The 18350-nt window shown below is 46.8% G+C and carries 12 protein-coding genes; 6 read left to right on the top strand and 6 right to left on the bottom strand.

Features of this window, described 5'->3' with window-relative positions:
* The first annotated feature begins 39 nt into the window (after positions 1–39).
* From HCZ42_RS10770 to HCZ42_RS10745, 6 genes are all read left to right on the top strand, one after another.
* A complete protein-coding gene (locus tag HCZ42_RS10770; protein ID WP_167420703.1) occupies positions 40–3573 on the top strand; it encodes a hypothetical protein in 3534 nt (1177 codons plus the stop codon).
* A 9-nt stretch (positions 3574–3582) separates the two neighbouring features.
* Positions 3583–4494, top strand: a complete 912-nt coding sequence (locus tag HCZ42_RS10765; protein ID WP_167420774.1) for an OmpA family protein — start codon at positions 3583–3585, stop codon at positions 4492–4494.
* Positions 4495–4560: 66 nt separating this feature from the next.
* Positions 4561–5406, top strand: a complete 846-nt coding sequence (locus HCZ42_RS10760) for a mechanosensitive ion channel family protein (RefSeq protein ID WP_167420702.1) — start codon at positions 4561–4563, stop codon at positions 5404–5406.
* Positions 5407–5642: 236 nt separating this feature from the next.
* On the top strand, positions 5643–8393 hold the full coding sequence (locus HCZ42_RS10755) for a M16 family metallopeptidase (protein WP_167420701.1): 2751 nt from the start codon (positions 5643–5645) through the stop codon (positions 8391–8393).
* Between the two features lie 334 nt (positions 8394–8727).
* Positions 8728–8940, top strand: a complete 213-nt coding sequence (gene cspE / locus HCZ42_RS10750) for a transcription antiterminator/RNA stability regulator CspE (RefSeq protein WP_167420700.1) — start codon at positions 8728–8730, stop codon at positions 8938–8940.
* Positions 8941–9307: 367 nt separating this feature from the next.
* Positions 9308–9511, top strand: coding sequence for a hypothetical protein (locus tag HCZ42_RS10745; RefSeq protein ID WP_167420699.1), 204 nt, complete (start codon positions 9308–9310; stop codon positions 9509–9511).
* 79 nt (positions 9512–9590) lie between these two features.
* Here the strand turns inward: HCZ42_RS10745 and HCZ42_RS10740 are convergent, their stop codons facing one another.
* The 6 genes from HCZ42_RS10740 to HCZ42_RS10715 form a co-directional block, all read right to left on the bottom strand.
* Positions 9591–10211, bottom strand: coding sequence for a PGAP1-like alpha/beta domain-containing protein (locus HCZ42_RS10740; protein ID WP_167420698.1), 621 nt, complete (start codon positions 10209–10211; stop codon positions 9591–9593).
* Positions 10212–10374: 163 nt separating this feature from the next.
* Positions 10375–10974: a class I SAM-dependent methyltransferase gene (locus HCZ42_RS10735; protein ID WP_167420697.1), complete on the bottom strand. Its 600-nt coding sequence runs from the start codon at positions 10972–10974 to the stop codon at positions 10375–10377.
* Between the two features lie 197 nt (positions 10975–11171).
* Positions 11172–11960, bottom strand: a complete 789-nt coding sequence (locus HCZ42_RS10730; protein ID WP_167420696.1) for a PhzF family phenazine biosynthesis protein — start codon at positions 11958–11960, stop codon at positions 11172–11174.
* Positions 11961–12097: 137 nt separating this feature from the next.
* Complete coding sequence (locus HCZ42_RS10725; protein WP_167420695.1) at positions 12098–14935, bottom strand: FAD-binding and (Fe-S)-binding domain-containing protein; 2838 nt, start codon at positions 14933–14935, stop codon at positions 12098–12100.
* A 164-nt stretch (positions 14936–15099) separates the two neighbouring features.
* Positions 15100–16236, bottom strand: coding sequence for an FMN-dependent L-lactate dehydrogenase LldD (lldD, locus tag HCZ42_RS10720; RefSeq protein ID WP_053407384.1), 1137 nt, complete (start codon positions 16234–16236; stop codon positions 15100–15102).
* Positions 16237–16465: 229 nt separating this feature from the next.
* Entirely contained in the window at positions 16466–18157 is a 1692-nt protein-coding gene (locus HCZ42_RS10715; RefSeq protein WP_167420694.1) for an L-lactate permease, read from the bottom strand.
* Positions 18158–18350 lie beyond the last annotated feature (193 nt).

The following is an 18350-nucleotide window of genomic DNA, read 5'->3' as shown; positions in this document are numbered from 1 at the left end:
CAACAAAAAATACTATTGCCCGCGATTAATGGGAGCCAAATGCACAAAATCAGAAAAACTCGATTGGCCATGTGTGTGTTGACTGCCATCCCAGTGATGGCAGCGGCAAAAGATACCAGCCAGATGCAAAAAATTGAAAGCACGACCACAGGGATCGAGGTTGAACTCCATAAACAGGAAGACAGCTCGCGCATTTACCTTGAGGAAGGGGCTATCTGGGCGAGTCGAGATATCACGCGTTTTGAACCGGTGATGGATGTCAGCGTTAGTGAAGAGTTGGAAGTGGAAGAGGGCAAGCTCAAAGACGAGGCCAACTTTACCATTACCACCAACTACAGTTACTACCTGTCGCGCTATCAAGTGGAGATCTTCCAAGGGCAAGACCGCTCTTTGGCGCATCCAATCAAAGTGATTGAAGGCACAGAGCTTGCTAACGATATCGATATTAGTTGGGATGGTTCGACCGATTTAGACTACCAGTTTAAAGTTGGCAATCAGCTCCAGTTCCGTTTTAAAGCGTGGGACAAAGACGGCAATATGGATGTCACCAGCGTGGGTGTTGTTGATCTGGTGAAGCCGGATTCTGAAGTGGAAATCGACCGCAACGACGGCGAAGAAGATATCGGTCGTCGTTATGGTAAAGCGAAGCTGATGCGCCATAACATTCCGACCAATGCGGGCTTGGCGAAGTTTATCGGTACGGGTCTAAAAGGTGTTGATAAAGTCGTTATCGGCGAAGACGAATTTGAAGTGGAAGAAGGTGAACTCTACGCGGAGCAATTCCTACCAGCAGACGCATATCTGTTCCCGACGAAAGTGATCTTCGATAACGGTGATGAGCGCCGTTACCAGCTCTACGTGCGTATTCCAGACACTTACTACTCGCAAGCAGGTATCGCCGATTTCTATATTGGTCGTAACAATGTCACTGGCAACACGGGTGCGTTGGGGGTGAACTACCAATACCAAGATGATATCTATAACCAAGGCCGTATCGCGTATTTTGGTCAGGGTAAGTTTGGCGATAAACTGCGTATGACCACTCACTTCGACAGTAAAGATGGCGAAGTGAAAGACCTGTTTAAGCATCCTTTTGCTGCAGATACGTCAGATGTGTTCGATATTCTAGAAGATGACGATGAGCTTTATTACGCGGACTACGGCGACGGTTCGAACATCCGTAAAGTCGTCAACACCAAGGGTAAGGTGTATATCGATCTGGAGTACGACAAGTCACAAGTGTTGTGGGGTAACTACAACACGGGCTTAACCGGCACAGACAATAATGACTACAACCGTAGCTTGTATGGTTTTAAAGGCGACTTCCGCACGCGCACAACTACTCAGTTTGGTGAAGACCGTTTAAATGTGGTGGGCTTCGCAGCAGCGGCAGATTCTGCATTCGCACACGATGAATTACTCGGCACAGGTGGCTCACTGTACTTTTTACGTCACGGTGAAGTGGTACCAGGCAGTGACAAGGTTTACGTAAAAGTCGTCAACAAAGACAGTGGCATTTCAGAGAAGGAAGTGCCGTTACAGTCTGGTCGTGACTATGAAATCGACCCATACCAAGGCCGTATTATTCTGATGCGCCCGCTAAGTAACATCATCTCTGAAAATTTTGGTAGCGTGATTGATGATTCTCCTGCTGGTGGCTATGAAAACTACCTAGCGGTGGATTATGAATACGTGCCACAAGGTTCGGATGTGATTGATTCACTGACTTACGGTGGTCGCATTAAAGGTTGGGCCAACGATTACATCGGTATTGGCGTGAACTACGCAACCGAAGACCGAGATAACCAGAACTACCAATCTTACGGCACGGACCTCACTTTACGTGCGACAGAAGGGACGTATCTAAAAGCCGAATTTGCACGCAGTGAAGGTCGACAAACCGACTCAAACTTTGTCTCGTTTGATGGCGGTTTAACCTTTACGCCAATCGGCAACGATTTGGATGATCGTGAGGGTGACTCGATTCAGGTGAAAGGTGTCGCTAACCTTTATGACATCGCACCGAATATTTTTGGTTTGGTCGGCAATGACGTAAAAGCGTGGTACAAAACCAAAGACGCAGGCTACAGCTATGCGAGCCAAAGTGACGACTTAGAACAGCTCTCTTATGGTACCGAATTGAGACTTCAAGCGACGGACAGACTTAGCTTCGCTACTCGTTATACGTCGATGGAAGAGACCAAAATTGATGGCACGAAAACAACGGATACCCAGCAAGCCGAGCTAGAAGGTCAGTTTAAGCTGACGGAGCACATCAAAGTGTCTGCAGCGGGTAAACAGATTGAAGAACTCAATCGTGACAACGAAAAGGGTAAAGGCACACTCGCGGGCCTGAGAGCAGATTACATCTGGGACAACGACAACAGCGTCTACGTCAAAGGACAAACCACGGTTGATCAAACCGAAGAGTACGATGACAACGATAGCGTGACGGTTGGTGCTGAGTTCCGTGTATTTGATGACCTGACGTTAGGCGCAGAATACACCACAGGTGACCGTGGTGATGCGACCCAGGCAACCGCAAGCTACGACGTAACCAGTGACTACACCACCTATCTAACTTATGACAACGACAACTACGAAGGGCAGAACAATGTCATCGTTGGTCAGCGTGCCGACTTAACCGACAGCGTCGATTTTTATCAAGAGAACCAGTTTGTTGATGAAAACAACGGCAAAGGGCAGATTGACTCATTCGGTTTTGGTTACGACATGAGTGACGATGTTGACTTCGGTATCGGTTATCAACAAGGTGAAATCGAGAAGCCAAGTGCGAGCGATCCTAGCATCCGTGAAGTAACGCAACGCAAAGCGGTGACTTTTACTGCCAATGTTGACGTGGATGATATTACGTTTAAAAACAAGGTCGAGTTCAGGGTCGACAAAGGCAACGAAAATGTTGACCCAAGTAAACGCCGAATCGAACAGTTTGTGACGACCAACCGCTATACCCATCACCTGACGGACGAGTACACCTTGTTTGGCAAGTATAACTACTCGAAATCGGTCAGTGCCCAAACCGATGAAACACTAGCGCGCTTTGTTGAAGCAACAGCCGGTATTGCTTATCGCCCGATTTACAATGACCGTTTGAACCTGCTGAGCCGTTATACCTATATCGCGGATAAAGATAACCTTGACCGAGACGTCAGCTACACCAACGAAGAGTCGCATATCATCGAAGTAGAGGGTATTTACTCGGTTAACGCGAAAGTGGATGTGGGTGCTAAGTACGCGCACAAAGACAAAATGGAAGATTTTGAGCGTGCATCGGGTAGTGTTGCGCGTGTCGAAAGTGATATCGACCTATACGGTTTAAGCGCGTCTTACCACATCATCAAAGAGTGGGACGTGACGGGGGAATATCACTGGAAGACCGATACACAAAATGACGAGCTAGAGCACGGTGCGCTTATCTCAGTCAACAAACACCTGTCAGACAACTTCAAAGTTGGCGTCGGCTACAACTTCTCTGGTTTCGACAGTAACCTTGCCAATGACGACGATTACGACGCGCAAGGCGTATTCCTCAACTTGGTTGGTAAGATCTAAAGGGCAATGATGAAACTAAAATACCTATTGTTTATTCCGTTGGTCGTGGGCGTGCTATCCGCCTGCGCTACAGATACTTATGTGAGTAAAGAGAACATCGACAAGTTTGGTGATCCGCGCGTGGAAAAGTTTTTGATCCGTGAATGTATCGTTCCTGAGCGAGATATCCGTATCGCGATGGCGTCGCATTTTGATTTCGATAAGTCAGACCTCAAACAGGAAGACAAAGCCTCGGTAGATAAGCTGATTAAGGGCATTCGCAATCTTCGTGGTCAAATTGCGATTGTCGGACACACCGACTATCAAGGCTCAGATGATTACAACATGAAGCTCTCACTGCGACGCGCCGAAGCCGTGAAGGCATATATGCAGTCTCAATTGGACGCCTCACGCTACGATTGGGAAGTGAAGTTCTACGGTAAATCAAAACCAATTGCCGAAGGTACAAGCTTAGAAGCTAACGCGAAAAACCGCCGCGCCTACGTGCTGTTTGAACAAACCCAAACTCAAGCGGAAAACCCTTTCTGTGAGCCGCCAAAGCCAGAGCGTAAAGTATTCATGGCGATGACGTCGCACTTTGACTTTGATAAAGCTGACCTGAAAGAGCGTGACAAACCGTCGTTGGATGATTTCTCTAGCAACTTACAGGGCTTGAAAGGTCGGATTTTGATTGCTGGTCACACCGATTACCAAGGTTCAATCAGTTATAACCAAAAGCTGGCGGAGCGAAGAGCGGAATCTGTGTTGCAATATTTGCAAACGAAACTAGATCCAAAGCAATATGTGTGGGAAGTTAAATCGTTTGGTGAGCTAGACCCTGTCACACAAGAACAAACACTGGATGCGAATGCACTCAACCGGCGCGCATTTGTCATTTTTAAAGAGGGTGAGCTGCCAGAGGAGCAACAGCCTCAAAACTAGCAAATAAGAGAAAGGGGGCATAATGCCCCTTTTTAACAAAACAAAAAGAATAAATAGGAGTACCGAGTGGAGAAAGTACAAGTCGTTATCGATTTTCTTCTAACTCACAAATTGTTGTTTACTGCGCTGATTATTTTGATAATCGCTTTGCTGCGTCGCCTGATCCTGTCGAAAATTCGTGGTGATGTCGCCTTTGTTTCGGAAGAACGTCGCAACTGGATGTCGCGGACCAAGAATAGCTCGTCCGCCTTGACGGTTCTGCTGCTGTTTATCCTGTGGCAATCGGAGATCAGCGAGTTTGCGCTATCGGTGACGGCGATTGCCGTGGCTATCGTGGTCGCATCAAAAGAGATTATCCTCTGCTTTACTGGTTCTATTCAGCGGGCGAGTTCGCGCTCGTTTCGCGTCGGTGACTGGATTGAAGTCGGCAAAATCTGTGGTGAAGTGATTGAGCACAACGTCATGGCGACGGTAATTCAAGAGATTGACCTTTACCACGGCCAGTACCACTACACGGGTAAAACCGCGACGTTGCCAAATAGCATGTTCTTTACCTATCCGGTGAAGAACCTCAACTTTATGAAACGTTATGTATTCCATAACTTTTCCATCGTAGTACCTGACTTCGTTAACCTGTATCCGCTTGTGCCGCTGATGATCGAGAAAATTGATGAGCGTACGCATTACTTCCATGAAGTTGCTAAGCGTTACAATACGGTTATTGAGAAGCACGCTGGTGTCGACCTTCCAGGTTCTGAACCACATATCCACATTACCAGCGCAGCGACAGGGGAGCAGATCGTACACTTTATGTTGTTCTGTCCAACCGACAAAGCGACTCACCTTGAGCAAGACATTCGCTCGGACTTTATGGCGTTATATGAGGAACGTTTTCCTAAACAAGCTGAATGAGCGCCAACAATCTAATTATAAAGTATGAACCAATAAAGCCTGTCTAAGCATTAGTGTTTAGACGGGCTTTTTATTTTGCGTGAGCACACTCAAATGTCTGGTATGTCACTAAAATCACTCAGCTTTTGTGTAATGTAATACGTACAAAATTAACCGTTATTTATTTGTGGAATAGATTCAACAAAATCATTCGTTTGGGTTATAGTGCAATTACACAAATAACAAGAAGTATGATTATGCGAATAATATTATTAATCGTTTCTATTTTTATCGTCGGATGCACACAATCATCACCCACAACACCAATCCAGCCTGATCCAAATTGGACACAAGGCCAACTCGACAATGGTGTGAAGTACCATATCTACCCAACCGATAAAGAGCCCGTATCTTTACGTTTATACGTTCATATCGGTTCTGCCCATGAAACCGAACAGCAAAAGGGCTATGCGCACTTCCTAGAGCACATGGCATTTAATGGCAGTACCCATTTCACATCAAACGACGTAGTCAAAATGTTTGAGTCTGCGGGGCTTTCTTTTGGCGCGGATATTAACGCCTACACCAGTTACTACGAGACGGTTTACCAGCTCGATTTACCTGATAATGCGCAACTGGAAAACGCCATGATGTGGATGCGTGATATTGCTGACGGTCTAGAGATCTCTCAAACAGAAGTTGAGAAAGAGATCGGCGTGATCAAGGGTGAAATTCGCCGTAACCGACCGGAAAACAAAGGCTTTAGTGAACGTTACTACGACCACTTAATTCAAGGCACTAAACTGGAGCATATCGACCCGGTAGGCACAGTCGAGTCAGTTAGCAATACAACCAGTGATAGCCTAAGAGCGTTTTATCAACAGTGGTATCATCCTCAGTATGCTGAAATCATCGTTACTGGTGATGTGGACGCAAAAGCCGCTCAGCAGTTGATTGAGCAAAAATTCGCGAGCTGGACGGCGGCTGAAACCGCGCCAGACAATACGGTCGAGAAGCCGCGTTTAACGCTAACAGATTACGTAGATACTGTTGGTCAGTACGATATGCCAAGCCTAACACTGATGTCGACCCGCGGTCCTTCGCTGTATACGTCGCGTGAAAAGCAGATCGAAGATTGGTTTGATAACCTCGCACTTGAGCTTATCAATCGCAAACTGAGCGCGGCATTTGATGATGCAGCAGTGCCAGTTCAAGAGTTAGTTGCGGCTTCAATCGATATCGATAAGAACAATGTCGCGTTGTACTCGGTATCGTTTTCTCCAGAGCAGCGTGAAACCGCCGAGCAACTGCTTATCGCAACGTTAGCGACGCTAAGAGATTACGGCGTGACTGATAACGATATCCAAGCGTCTATCGCAGCGAACAAACAGCAACTCACCGACCTAGATTATGACTGGTCACAGCAAGACGCGCCAGATTACGCTGAAGCTAAGTCTTACTCGATCTCCACGGGCGAGGTTAATCAGTCAAAGCAAGACTACCGCGCGGCGCTAACGCAGTTTGTTGACTCGATTACCCTAGATAAAGTTAATGCACAGATCCACAGCTTACTGTCTGATGAATTTGTCGTACTTCGCGCAGCGGAAAACGAACAAGCCATCGCGTCATTAAACGCAGGAATCCCAACGCTGAAAGCCCAGTTTGCCGAAAAAGGGGAAAAGCCAATCGCGCTAGCGGCAGGTGACAACCAATTGACGGAGCCACCAGCCTCAGGCCAAGTGGTTGCTCAGCAAACTAACGAGTTGGGTTTTCATGTTTGGACGCTATCCAACGGCGTAGAAGTTTGGCTTGAGAGCGACCCAACGACAGATGAGCACGTCAGTGTTATCTACGCTAGCCAAGGCGGATACGCGGCGCTAACACCAAACTTGTTCGCTGCCGCTGACTTATCGGTGCCTGTAGTGATTAAGAGTGGAGTAGGCGATTACAACGGCTCAGACTTCGATAGCTACTTAACACGTAACAGCATTCGAGTATTCCCATTTATAAGCAGTACGCACCACGGGGTAGAACTGGCGCTAACCAAAGAGAAGTTGGCAGATGCGTTTAAAGTGATTTTTAACATCACGACCAACGTTAATGTCGATCAGCGCCAGTTGGATAAGGTTCGTCAAGAAAACATCCAGCAGCAGAGCAACTACTTAGCCACGCCACACGGTAAGTGGACACAAGCGCTCAACCGCAATATCTACTTACCTGAGAGTCGTAAATACAATCAGTCTGCACCAGCATTATCGATGGTGACACCAGAAGACATTCGCGCGGTTCACCACGAGTTGTTTGGTAAAAATCGTGGCAACAAGTTTGTGATTGTTGGTGACTTAAAACCAGCCGATGTGACTCCGCTATTGCGCCACTACATTGCCTCTATTCCTTTGGAAAAGGTGAGTACACCAAGCTACAAAGTGGCATACAACCCTGAGCCAAAAGCGCTGGTCACGGTGGCGGAAAATAACGAGCAAAACACGCTATACACAGTCAATGTGATCAATTCAGACGCTAGAGCGGACACTGCACGCACGGCATTTATCGATGATATGCTGCAACGTGTGCTATCGAAACGTCTGACCGAATACGTGCGTGAGGAACTTGGTTTAGATTACGCGCCGGATGCTTATTCGGTATCACGAGATCAAGAACCAACCACTGATTGGGTAGTGGACGCGCAGGTCGCGCCTAAAGATGTCGATAAGGTAGAACAAGCGATTGATACGGTACTGGCGGATTTGGCGAAAGGCGTAACTCAGCAAGAGCTGGATATTGCTGCGAAGCAATTAAAAGTCGCGCTGCACCCATTAAAAGAGAACCCAGTCGAAAGAACTTGGTTCTACACTCGCTACCTAATCCACGGTTACGGCGTCGAAGCGCTGAAAGATACCGATGCAATGGCTAACTCGATTTCGCTCGAAGAATTCAACCAGAGAGTAACCGAGGCCTTTGGTGCAAATACTGTGAAAACAAAATACAGTTTATCACCTGCGCAGTAACCATCGTAAAAAGAATAAAACAGTCGCGATTTAGCGGCTGTTTTTGTTTTGTGAATGACTAAGCATTAACATCATTGAGCTAACAGATACTTGCTATAAATTATTAAGTGTCTGATTTTAGTAGTTATTAAAATTAAAATAAGAAATGTATATCTATTGCGTGTACTTAGTGTATAGTGACGTCAGCTCAAACAGAGAGCTATTGATAAAATATTTAGTTCAAGATTTTCTCAGTTTTTTCGATTTCATTCGACATATCTATCCTGCGATACCTTTTTCTTCATTCCTTATTTAGTAGCTTCCTTTATAAATTAATCAATCTATCGAGATATATATGTCAAATAAAACAACTGGCTTAGTTAAATGGTTTAACGAATCAAAAGGCTTTGGCTTTATCACACCAGATAATGGTAGTGCTGATCTGTTTGTTCACTTCAGAGCAATCGCTAATGACGGCTTCAAAACATTAATTGAAGGCCAAAAAGTTTCTTTTAACGTTGAGCAAGGCGGCAAAGGCCCTCAAGCTGCTAACGTTACTGTACTGTAAGTATTTTTAGCACAACCTATTTGGTTGGCGACTATACAGCAGTTAAATGGCGCGATGCTAACGCGTCATATTTTACTCCAGAGTAAATACCAGCTTCTTTGATTTAAAAATTCATTTTTAGAATTGTAGACTACTGGTTAAATTAAAGTTCTCAAGGTTTTTCTTGGGAACTTTTTATATTTTGTCAAAGAAAGAGATTAACCTTTGAAAAAGAAATTAACGCGTTGTAATTCGAAAAAAGCGAAAGTGAAAAATCATGTCCAAGAAGCAATTCCAGACAGTATTCATACAATAAGAAAAAAGATCGAAGATATTCTGTTAGAACGTGAACAGAAGAAACTATGGGATCTATAAGTGAGAGGGCGATATGAGAAAACCAGTAAGAAAACCAAGCAAAAAAATGCGCAAAAGTGATTTTGAAGACCGATTTGCAGTGATGGTTGGAGAATATCAAAGTGCTAAAGAAGTTCTTGATTCTTTACCGGAAGGTACTTCCGAGTATGCCACGCAGAAGAAAAAGTGTGACACTTTATTCGCAAGCGCAGAACGATTCATCAATTCAAAGAAGTAGGTTATACAGGAAACTCATTTTTCCTTATAAGCGGCTTCTGATAGAACGCTTCTAATCATTATTGTCACAATTATCCCACCTACTTATGTAGAAACCGATTATGACGGATAAAGTAATCGATTTGTTTTGCAGTGAATGCCACATAGATAAGGCTAGTGTGGCTGCTGGTGGTCTCAATATGATCTGTCATCCCTTCAATTTTTGTTTCTTCAACCGTAACGGTGCCGTCTGACGGCTTTTGATTATCCATTAAAAACAACGCTCGCGCACCGATCGGCATAGTGCCCGCGATACTACCGAGCTTTTGTGGAAAATCCCAGCGGCTGGAATGCTCTTTTAAACCAAAGTTTGGCGAATTACCTAAGATGTTTCCCAATCCCAAGTCTTGAATACGTGTCACGATAGAGGCGCCATTTAACGGTGAGCCGATAGTAACGACATGCGAGATCTCTTTCGCACTTGGTTTACGTGAGGCAAGGTATTGTTTGATAACAAGTCCGCCTAAACTGTGACCGACCAACACGTTGGGTGTCTCTGCGCTAAGTGCCTCGTCGATCTCTCGGAACAGTTTGTGTTTGTTAATCGCAACGCTGTTATACGTCAGCACCTTGGTTCGATAGTTAAACGTTCTTAGGCTGCGGCTCAGAGGCTGCATGACCATCCCATGCATGTACAACCCATGTAAAATGATAATTTTCATACAACTCTCCGCACAACTGATAAGCATAAGATACGCGGTTTTAGAATGTGTTATCCAGTCGTATCAGCACAAAATATGAAAATAGTTACTTAAAAAAACAGCTTGGGGAAATGAGCAGCAAAACAGGTTAGGCTAGTTTTGCTGCGAAGTAGATTGGATGTCGTTAGCTTTTCTCGACAATCATGTAGGTATGCAACTCTGGGTATTGGTCAAATTCCAAGTGACGAATGGTGCAACCCAGTTCCAACATTAAGCTCAGGAATCCTTGCGTACCGAGTGACGAGTAATAGACTATTGGTCCCATAAAGTCATCGGTATGCGCGCCCGGCTGGTCTGTACCACCGAATGTGAAAATAAATACGCCGCCAATACTCAAGCTGCCGATAATCTTAGTAATCACCGCGCGTTGCTCATCGAGCGGAATATGCCAAATGCTGTCCCAAGCGGTAATAAAGTCGTATTTTACCAGAGGTTGATGGATACAAATATCGCTATGGATAAACTCGACATTCGGGTGTCGTCGTCTCGCCAAATCTAGCATCTTAGTTGAGACATCAAGCCCTGTCGGTTCAAAGCCTTCTTCTATCATCAAGTCGATAAAACGTCCGGAGCAGCCGCAGCCAATATCGAGTGCTTTACCTCGGTTTTTGGCAAACTTAAACGCTCTTCTATGCTGCTCTACACCATTCATGCGGTTAAAGCTGGCGTGCTCCCAAAGGTGCGCAATCTTGTCGTACGCTTCGCCAATTTCTATCGGTTTCACTTTAGACCTCTACTTATACCAATCGTAGTAAATAACTGCTCGCTCTAGCTTGTTCAAACACTCGATAACTGCGTTGAAATTTTTGATTGTAGAATAACTACTAATCGAAAAATTTAGCCTTGTTCTCAAGTGGTGTTCCTTCGCTATATCTGATCATTTACTTACTGTGATTGGTATTAGCCCAACTAAGGGTGCGATTAAATATGAATTTGTCCTTGGGAATACAAAACAGCATAACCTGAGACGGTCACTTTATCTGCAGTGACATGGCAATACAGCGTGCCACCGCGTTCAGACGCCTGATACGCAATAAGGTGATTTTTGCCCAAGCGTTTTGCCCAGTAAGGCGCAAGGCCTGCGTGAATTGAGCCAGTTACAGGGTCTTCGATGCCGCCATTTGCAGGCCAAAAATAACGCGAGACAAAGTCGTAATCGCTGCTAGGGGCCGTTACCACCACATCATACGGCGCGAGCTGTTTCAGACGGTCACACTTTGATACCACGTCTAGTACGTCCTGTTCATCATCATAGATCACGAAGTAGGCTTGCGGGCTTCTCAGTACAGCGACCGGTGGCAGTGATAGACCTTGCAGTAGCTCGGCAGGCACTTCCGTGTCACTTGGTTCTCGCAACGGGAAGTCCATTAAGATCTTTCCAGAATGGTCACGTTCAATCTCAAGTGGGCCAACGTAGCGAGTATCGAAAATAATGCGGTCTTCGACGCCAAAGTGTTGAAATAAAACGTAAGAAGCTGCGAGCGTTGCATGGCCACAAAACTCGATTTCACAAATAGGGGAGAACCAACGAATCTCATAGTGACCAAGGCCAAGTTGTTTGACGAAGGCGGTCTCTGAGAGATTGTTTTCTTTGGCTATGTTGAGCATGACGTCGTCGCTAAGCCAGTCTAGTAAAGGCACGACGGCGGCAGAATTACCTTTGAACCTTTCTTGAGTAAATGCATCACACACAAACATATCCAGTATCATATTGGTTCCCTTTATATGAAATTAGTTTAAAAGATGATTTGATACTACGGATGGGGATAAGTCAATGCCAGAAAAGGCGGAGACTTGCTCGGCATCCTCACATTGCGCTAAGGAAGCAAGTCTCCAGAGTTTAGTTGTTAGCGTGATGAGCTGACTTCATCAACCAAGTACAAAATGGACTGATACGGAATGCCGCTGTGGTGCGACAAGCCAATTTCACACGTGCGACTGTTACTAAAACCACGGCTACAGTTATTCGGTACTTGCTCTTTTAGCGGGTGTACCGCTGCGGCGTTAAGTTCTGGAGTAGTAAACCCTTTGTCGCCCGCCCAACCACAACATGAGATGTGCTCTGGTAAGATAACGTCACTCGCACACGCTTTGGCCAGTTTAAGCATGTCGCCTTCCAGTCCCATCCTTCTTGAACTACAAGTGACGTGTAGCATCACGGTCTCTTGCTTCTGGGCAATATCAAGATGCGGCAACAGGTACTTAGAGACAAAACCGGTTGGCTCAAGGATTTCTAGCGGTTGAGTGAAGTTCTCGATACTGCGTTTGGCACAAGGGCTGGTGTCCATTAGCACTGGGTATTCACCCTCGAAACTTGCTTTCCACAACGCTTGTTCGAGTTGCTGTGATTTGGTGGTCGCAATATCCGTCATGCCTTTACTGTCGTAAGGCATACCACAACATTGGTCATTAATGCCTTCAGGAATGATCACCTCAAAGCCCGCTTTCTTAATCAGCGACAATGTCACTTCGGTCAGGCTACGTTGGTCTTGCGCGTCGGATTGCTGGCCCATAGTGCGAGAGGCACAGGACGGGACATAAACCACTTTCTTATCTGAACGAACCAAAAGCTCAAGCGCATCATTCAACTTATGTGTATTGGATTGCGGTGTTTCTGGTAGCCAGATTGGCGTTTTGTTGTGGCTCAGTTTGCGCACGCCATTTACCAGTTTCGAGACGCCACTTTCACCCAGTACTTTCACCGCGATTTGGTTTGCTTTTAACGATGCGCGCGTGAGCGATGTGGTGGTGGTGAAGTGGTCAGCCGTCCACTTCGCAATCGGGGTGAATTTTTGGTATTTAGCGGTGCGAAGTTGCTTAACCAAATCACCAGTATTGATGCCTACCGGGCAACGATCAGCACATAAGCCAGTTGCCGCACAGGTGTCCAAACCTTGGTACTCGAACACTTTCTCAAGCTCAGACGCTTCAACATCCTCGCCTTGGGCGCGGCGTCTTTGTAGTTCGCGGTACAACACAATACGTTGTCGCGGAGAGAGCGTTAGCGTGCGTGATGGGCACACGGGCTCACAGAAACCACACTCGATACAGCGGTCAACAATGTCATCCGCAGCTGGCATCGGTTTGAGGTTCTCGATATGCGAGGTTGGACTGTCATTGATGATGACGCCAGGGTTGAGCAAACCTTCTGGGTCGAACAGTGTCTTAATACGTTGCATCAGCGCGTAGCCATCTTTGCCCCATTCAAGCTCAACGTACGGCGCCATGTTTCGGCCGGTACCATGCTCTGCTTTTAATGAGCCTTGGTATTTCACCGCAACCAGCTCTGCCACATCATCCATAAAGCCGCCATAACGGGTGACTTCGTCTTGGGACTCAAATCCTTGGGTGAAGACAAAGTGCAGGTTGCCTTCTAGCGCATGGCCAAAAATGATCGCTTCGCCGTAATGGTATTTGTCGAACAAGGCCTGTAGATCACGTACACCGTTGGCGAGGTTTTCCACAGGGAACGCAACGTCTTCGATGATTACTGTCGTGCCGACTTCACGTACCGCGCCCACAGCAGGGAACATGCCTTTACGAATGCCCCACAGCGTCGCGACCGTTTTAGCGTCCGAGGTGAAAGGCACTGACTCAATAATGGTGTAATCGCTCAGTGAGCCCAGGATCTGCTCGCATTGTTTTTCTAATTCGTCTTGGCTGCTGGCGTGCGATTCAACCAGCAGTGCCGCTGCTTCTAAATCCAGTTTTGGAATAAATGCTGGCATGCCCGGTTTATCTGCAACGGAACGTAGCGCGCGACCGTCCATCAGCTCAACCGCGGCAACAGGCGTTTTTGAAAGGGTGGTGACCGCTTTACTCGCTTCTTCGATATCGGCAAATACCAGCAATGAGGACGCTTTGTGTGCGTGTTCGATTACGGTGTTGTAGGTGATTTCTGCGATAAAACCGAGCGTACCTTCTGAGCCAATTAATAGGTGTTCAAGCACTTCAATCGGGTCACTAAAATCTACTAGCGCGTTAAGGGCGTAACCTGTGGTGTTCTTAAGGCGGTACTTGTGGCGAATACGCTCACTCAGCTCTCGATTGCTCTGTGTTTCGGCTACCAAGCTTTGTAGACCTTCGATAATATCAGGGCGGGTGACTTTAAACGCATCGATGCTTTCTTTGCTTGCGGTATCGAGTAGAGTGCCGTCACTGAATACCACTTTGATGCTGTCGATGGTGCGGTAAGAGTTCTGCGCGGTACCACAACACATACCGCTGGCGTTGTTCGCTGCGATACCACCGATTTTACAAGTGTTGATTGACGCTGGATCTGGTCCAATTTTGCGTTGGAATGGAGCGAGGTATTTGTTTGCGTCAGCGCCGATTACGCCCGGCTGTAGAATGATTTTATCGCCGTTGTCGATGATCTCGTGGCCGCGCCAATCGTCGGTTAGGGTGATTAGTACCGAGTCTGATACGGCTTGACCGGACAAACTCGTACCCGCTGCGCGGAAAGTGAAATGTACGCCCATCTCACGGCAGCTTTGAATCGCATAGATGACTTCGTCGAGACTCTTGAGTCTTAAAACGATTTTCGGCACCAAGCGATAAAAACTCGCGTCGGTGCCGTAAGCTAAGCGTTTCGCTTCTTGAGTGATGATTCGTTCTGGTTCGATATGCAGAGCGAGTAGTACTTCCAATTGCTCGTAGGTGGCTGGTGTTATTGAATTCGCCATCATTGCTTCCTTGTTGTGTATGTATACCAACCTATTTAAGCGTGCGTTTTAGTTACCTATTTTGGTTGGCGGCACTGGCATGATTGTTTTTTATTCTTGGTGCCAGCGATAAAAAAGGTGCCACACAATGGTTGAGATTGCTGTGACACCTATTCAATTACATCTTAGATATTAACTAGCGAGTCGCGATTCAAATCTTGAATGCTCTTCGCGCCTGTTAGCGTCATCGCTACGCGCATCTCTTTCTCGTACAGGTCAAGAAGGTTTTCAACACCCATCTGACCTTGCGCCGCAAGTGCGTAGATGTATGAACGACCTAGCATTGCGCAGTCTGCACCCATCGCCAGCATACGAACCACATCTAGGCCCGTACGGATACCAGAGTCAACGAAAATCTTCAGGTCACCTTTCACTGCGTCCGCAATGCTTGGTAGTGCTTTCGCTGAAGACATTACGCCATCTAACTGACGACCACCGTGGTTAGATACGACGATACCGTCCGCGCCGAATTTCACCGCGTCTTTCGCGTCTTCAACGTCAAGAATACCTTTGATGATCATTGGGCCATCCCAGAAGTCACGAATCCACTCTAGGTCTTTCCAAGAGATGGATGGATCGAAGTTTTCGCCCAACCAGCCGATGTAATCTTCTAGCTTAGTCGGTTCACCACGGTACGTTGAGATGTTACCTAGGTCGTGTGGCTTACCGAATAGACCAACATCAAATGCCCATTGTGGGTGGCGCATTGCTTGGAAAACACGACGCGATGCCGCATTAGGACCACTCATACCAGAGTGCATGTCACGGTAACGTGCGCCCGGTACAGGCATATCAACCGTAAATACCAGCGTTGTTACACCTGCTGCTTTCGCGCGCTCAAGAACGTTGCGCATAAAGCCACGGTCTTTCAGTACGTAAAGTTGGAACCACATAGGGCGTTCGATAGCGGGTGCGACTTCTTCAATAGGACAAACAGAAACGGTCGACATTGTGAATGGGATGCCTTTCTTTTCTGCGGCTTTTGCTGCCTGAACTTCACCACGGCGTGCGTACATACCTGTTAGGCCTACCGGAGATAGTGCGATTGGTAGTGCAAACTTTTCGCCAAAGATTTCAGTGTCTAGGCTCAGATCAGACATGTTCTTAAGTACACGCTGTTTTAGGGCAATCTCTGCCAAATCTTCCGTGTTACGTCTTAGGGTGTGTTCTCCGTATGAACCACCGTCAATGTAATGAAACAGGAATGGAGGTAGCTTGGCTTTAGCAGCTTTGCGGTAATCTGTTGAAGCAGAGATAATCATAATAATCAGTCCTATTAATTCTGTGCTTTCAAGGAAAGCTGAGCTGGTCTTTACTTAAATGTCGCTTTACCGGTTAAGAGAAGCGATGTGTAACAGCAGTTTAGTTATAAGCCTTTCTGGTGAAGGCTAAATCGATATCTAATGTGAAGAAGGCGCTAATACCCGCTAAAAATGACACTAGTGTCCGCTCTTGTCAGGGGATTAGGCATTAGCGCCAAAACTTATAGTGTTATTTCATTAACGCGTCGGTAATCTGCAAGCCGTAAATCGCGACCATGCCGATGATGCCCGTTACTACAAGGTAGTAGAATGTTGGGATAACGGTCTTGCGTAGCGTCGCACCTTCGCGGCCTAGCAGACCTACGGTTGCTGACGCGGCTACTACGTTATGAATCGCAATCATGTTACCTGCCGCAGCACCGACGGCTTGTAGAGCCACTACTGTTGCGCTTGAGATAGTCAGCGTTTGTGCCACTTCAAATTGGAACTGGCTGAACATCATGTTTGAAACCGTGTTAGAGCCCGCGATGAAAGCACCCAAAGCACCGATGGTTGCACTTAGCGCAGGGAAGGCTTCACCAACCAAGCCCGCTGCAAAGTTTGCTGTGGTAACTGGCATACTTGCCAAGTCAGCTTCGTTGATGCCTGAGTTGATGAAGATACGCACCATCGGGATAGTGAATACCAGTACAAAGCCTGCACCAATCAGTGTTTTGCTTGATTCGCCCGCTGCTTTAATCAGTGGTGTAGCGCTACGAGATTGAATAAGAACCGCAAGTAGAGCACAGAACACCAGAATGCCACCTGGTAGGTATAGCGGCTGGACAGCAGCGCTGATGCCTGCTTCGCCAAGAATGTTGCTAAATGAAACACTTACGCCCGTTAGCATCGCTTTGAAGTCTGTGCTTACGCGGCTCGCCACTAGGATGACAGCAAGCAATACGTACGGTAGCCATGCTTTTGCCATACTCATTGGTTGAGCCAGCGTTTCTTCTTTCTCAACTTTCAGAGAACCTAACCACTCTGCTGGCCATTTCTTCTCGTCTTCGAAATCCCAAGTTGATTTTGGTACCAGGAAGCCACGTTTTGCCGCAGATACCACTACCGCGAGACCAAATAGACCACCAATCAAAGATGGGAATTCCGCGCCTAGGAAAACGCCTGTTAGTGCGTACGGGATGGTGAACGACAAACCTGCGAAGATAGCAAATGGCAGGATATCCAGACCTTCCGTCCAGCTCTTATTCTTGCCGAAGAAACGCGTGAGCATCATCGCCATTAGAACTGGCATTAAGGTACCGATTGTCGCGTGGATGAGTGCAACGCTAGAGGTAATTTGCTGTACGTATGCTTCCCACGTTGAACCGTTAGCCAGTAGCGATTCCGTGATGTTGTGTGTATCCAAACCTTTGCTGACACCAACGATGATAGGCGTACCCACCGCGCCGAATGAAACCGGTGTCGACTGGATCATCATACCCATCAGTACCGCTGCTAGTGCAGGGAAGCCGATCGCAACTAGCAGAGGTGCCGCGATTGCCGCTGGCGTTCCGAAGCCTGATGCGCCTTCAATGAATGAACCAAAGCACCATGCGATGATGATCGCTTGAATACGGCGGTCTGGAGAAATATTGGTAAAGCCGTTACGGATTGTTGCAATCGCACCCGTATGCTTAAGTGTGTTGAGTAGGAAGATTGCGCCAAACACAATCCATAATACAGAGACAGTAATGCCTAAACCTTGGAAAACCGACGCAAGTACACGGTTTGTTGTCATGTCCCAGAAGAATAGGGCGATAACAACAGTCAATCCGAACGCGACTGGCATCGCGCGTTTTGCTGGCCAGTTCAGGCCGACAAGTAAAATGGCCGCCACCACGATTGGTGAGAAGGCCACAAGGGCTAATAACGTTTCACTCATTGGTACATATCCTCTTGCACGCTTGGGATACCAATCTAAATAAGCATTCGGTCGCGTATTGCTGTTAGACTTCACTTAGGACTGAGTTGATCTTGGTAATTAAAATTGTGATAACCAAAGATTAACCTAGTTTTGTTGAGCGTTAAGTGATTCGCCTCGATGCAATTATCCGTACAACTACTTATCCAGATTG

Origin of the sequence: Vibrio hepatarius (assembly GCF_011806575.1) — a bacterium.
Lineage (GTDB): Bacteria > Pseudomonadota > Gammaproteobacteria > Enterobacterales > Vibrionaceae > Vibrio > Vibrio hepatarius_A.
Note: the sequence above shows the minus strand (reverse complement) of the source record. Positions and strands in the feature narration are given on the sequence as shown.